The sequence below is a fragment of the Gordonibacter pamelaeae 7-10-1-b genome (assembly GCF_000210055.1).
Lineage (GTDB): Bacteria > Actinomycetota > Coriobacteriia > Coriobacteriales > Eggerthellaceae > Gordonibacter > Gordonibacter pamelaeae.
In genome coordinates this window covers 45,365-48,522 of record NC_021021.1, presented here as the reverse complement: position 1 = coordinate 48,522, position 3,158 = coordinate 45,365, and the positions used below count along the sequence as shown (strand labels likewise).

Here is a 3,158-nt window from a genome sequence, read left to right as displayed (position 1 = left end):
CATGGCGGCGAAGGCCAGGTAGGGGTTCGCGGCGGGGTCGGGGCTGCGCAGCTCGATGCGGCAGGCGTCCTCGCGGTCGGGCCGGTAGCCGGGTATGCGCACGAGCGTGGAGCGGTTGCGGCTCGCCCACGACAGGTACGTGGGGGCCTCGCCCCCGCAGACGAGGCGCTTGTAAGAGTTCACGAACTGGTTCGTGACCAGGCAGAACTCGGGCGCGTACTTCAGGATGCCCGCGATATAGCGCTTCGCCACGTCCGACAGGCGGTAGCCCTGGGGGTCGCGCGCGTCGAAGAACGCGTTGTTGCCGTCGAGGTCGAACAGGCTCTGGTGCACGTGCATGCCGCTGCCCGGCTCGCCCGCCATGGGCTTGGGCATGAACGAGGCGTACACGCCGTGCTTCAGCGCTATCTCCTTCACCACCAGCTTGTACGTCATCACCGCGTCGGCCATGGACAGCGCATCGGCGAAGCGCAGGTCTATCTCGTGCTGCGAGGGCCCGTTCTCGTGGTGGCTGTACTCCACAGGGATGCCCATCTTCTCCAGCGTGAGCACCGTGTCGCGGCGCAGGTCTGAGGCGTAGTCGAGGCTCGTGAGGTCGAAGTAGCCGCCGCGGTCGAGCACCTCGGCGCCCTCGGGCCCCTTGAAGTAGTAGAACTCCAGCTCCGGGCCCACGTTGAACACATAGCCCATCTCCCGGGCCTTCCCCACCGTACGCGCGAGCACGTGGCGCGGGTCGCCCTCGAACGGCAGGCCGTCGGGCGTGCGCACGTCGCAGAACATGCGGGCGACCGCGTTGGACTCGGGGCGCCAGGGCAGCACCTGGAACGTGGAGGCGTCGGGGTACGCGAGCATGTCGGACTCCTGCGTGCGGCAGAACCCCTCGATGCAGCTGCCGTCGAAGCCCATGCCGTCGGCGAGTGCGTCCTCGAGCTCGCCCGGCACGACGGCGAACGACTTCATGGCGCCCAGCACGTCGGTGAACCAGAAGCGCACGAAGTGAACGTCGCGGCTCTTGATGGTCTTGAGGACGAAGTCCTGGTCGGGGTTCGCGGTCATGGGCGCATCCTTTCTCTCAAGCTACCATTATAACCCGCGATGTTTCGGTCTCGTTACGCAACGCCCCGGCCATGCGGCGAGGTGGCGGGAAGGCCCTTCGCCCCCTTGCCTGCCTTTCGCGAACCGGTCGGTAACGCGCGCGTGACGGATGGGAGGCGCGCCCCATTCGCCACGCCGGAAGGTTATACTTTAGAATCCGCCCGCGGCCGAGCGCCCTGGACGGACGAGGCACGCGAAACGAGAGGCAAGGCAACCATGATGGCAGAATACGCGGAAGCGTTGAAAAGAAACGGCATCGACTACGACGGGGCGATGGAGCGCTTCGGCGGCAACGCGGAGCTTTACGAGCGCCTTGCCCTGAAGTTCCTCGACGACACGCACTTCGCCGCACTCGAGCAGGCATTGGCTGGCGGCGACGTGGACACGGCGGTCCGCGAGGCCCATACGCTCAAGGGCGTTGCAGGAATCTTTCGTTCGCCGCGTTGTACGAGGCGGCGAGCAAGGTGAACGCAGCCTTGCGCGAGGGCGACCTCGCAGGGGCGACGGCGCTCATGGATCCCGTCCGCAGCGCGCACGCGGCCGTCGTCTCCGCTTTGAGCTCGCTGCGCGACGCGCGCTGACCTGCGATTCCACGAAAGGTGGCACCGATGAAGTTCTCCAACATCCTCGTACCGTTCGACAAGTCCGCGCACGCCGTCCACGCGCTCGAGATCGCCAAGGGCCTCGCCGAGGAGGACCCGGCCATCCAGCTGCACGTCGTCGGCATCATCTTCCTCTCGGAGATGCCGCCCTCCCTCGGCCTGGAGGCGAACCCCTACCAGAGCGTCCCGCCGCTCACGGTCGACCCCGACCTGTACAAGCAGCTCGTCGAGGCGGCGCTCGCCCGCGAGAAGGAGGACATGGGCGCGGCGATCGGCACCCTGCTCGACGGGCTGCCGAACCCCGTGCAGGTGCTTGCCGTGAACGCCCCGTCCGTCGTGGACGGCATCAACGACTACGCCCACGACCACGGCTGCGACCTCATCGTCATGGGTTCCCGCGGCCTGGGCGTGCTGCGCGGCATGCTGGGCAGCGTGAGCTACGGCGTCCTGCGCTCGGCGGACGTGCCGGTGCTGATAGCGAAGGAAGCGGAGAAGGAGTAGCGCGGGCTGCCCGGGCCTTCTGTTCTTGTGGAGCAGCCGGCTGCCTTGCGGGTTCTCGGCCGGCCTTTCGCCCTCCCTTGGTATAATGGCCCGGTTATGGATACCTTGACCCAGCAGAAGAAACCGGCGGAGAGCGCCGCGCGCGTACCCAAGCGCATCGCCGTCGTGACGATGGGCGTGAAGCTGGGCGACGAGACGCGCGGCTACACGCGCTTCCGCTTCCTCTCGGAGCTGCTCGCGCGCGAGGGCTTCGCCGTCGACCTCGTCACGTCCACGTTCCAGCATTGGGAGAAGGCGCAGCGCGATTGCTCGAAGCCCTGCTACCAGGGCCTTCCCTACCGCATCGTGTTCATCGAGGAGCCGGGCTACACGAAGAACCTCGACCTCGGGCGCATCCGCAGCCACCGCGTTGCCGCCAAGAACCTGCGCGAGCACTTCGCAAAGAACGCCGGCGCCTACGATCTTGTGTACGCGGAGATCCCACCCAACGACGTCGCGCGCGTCTGCGCCGAGGCGGCCGAGGCGCAGGGCATCCCCTTCGTGGCCGACATCAACGACCTGTGGCCCGAGGCCATGCGCATGGTGGTGGACATCCCCGTGGTGAGCGATGTGGCGTTCTACCCGTTCGCGCGCGACGCGAAGCGCGTCTACCAGCTGCTCTCCGGCGCCGTGGGCACCTCCGACGAGTACGCTGCCCGCCCGGCCAAGGACCGGCAGCGCCCCTACCCCCACACGACCGTCTACGTGGGCAACGACCTGGCCGCTTTCGACGCGGGCGCGAGCCGCTTCGCCGACGCGATAGAGAAGCCCGCCGACGAGGTCTGGGTCACGTACGCGGGGACGCTCGGCGCGAGCTACGACGTGGCCACGCTCGTGAGGGCCGCCGCACTGCTCGAGCAGGAACGGCTCGCGCGCACGGGCGCGCCGGCCGGCCCGACGGGGCAGGCGATCCCGCCCGTG

The 3,158-nt window shown here is 68.1% G+C and carries 4 protein-coding genes; 3 read left to right on the top strand and 1 reads right to left on the bottom strand.

Annotated elements, in window-relative coordinates:
- Nucleotides 1-1,056, bottom strand: a 1,056-nt coding sequence (locus GPA_RS00195) for a glutamine synthetase family protein (protein WP_041238647.1), incomplete at its 3' end; no start/stop codon positions are given.
- Between the two features lie 255 nt (nt 1,057-1,311).
- Here GPA_RS00195 and GPA_RS00190 point away from each other — a divergent pair.
- The 3 genes from GPA_RS00190 to GPA_RS18560 form a co-directional block, all read left to right on the top strand.
- A complete protein-coding gene (locus GPA_RS00190; RefSeq protein ID WP_015538605.1) occupies nt 1,312-1,563 on the top strand; it encodes an Hpt domain-containing protein in 252 nt (83 codons plus the stop codon).
- Nucleotides 1,564-1,703: 140 nt separating this feature from the next.
- Entirely contained in the window at nt 1,704-2,198 is a 495-nt protein-coding gene (locus tag GPA_RS00185; protein WP_015538604.1) for a universal stress protein, read from the top strand.
- A gap of 96 nt (nt 2,199-2,294) precedes the next feature.
- Nucleotides 2,295-3,158 (top strand): glycosyltransferase family protein (locus GPA_RS18560; protein ID WP_462486139.1); only part of this gene is annotated, 864 nt, incomplete at its 3' end.

Bases quoted from the DNA above. Each gene is read 5' to 3' on its own strand.
- GPA_RS00190 (WP_015538605.1), top strand. From the start codon at position 1,312: ATGATGGCAGAATACGCGGAAGCGTTGAAAAGAAACGGCATCGACTAC.
- GPA_RS00185 (WP_015538604.1), top strand. From the start codon at position 1,704: ATGAAGTTCTCCAACATCCTCGTACCGTTCGACAAGTCCGCGCACGCC.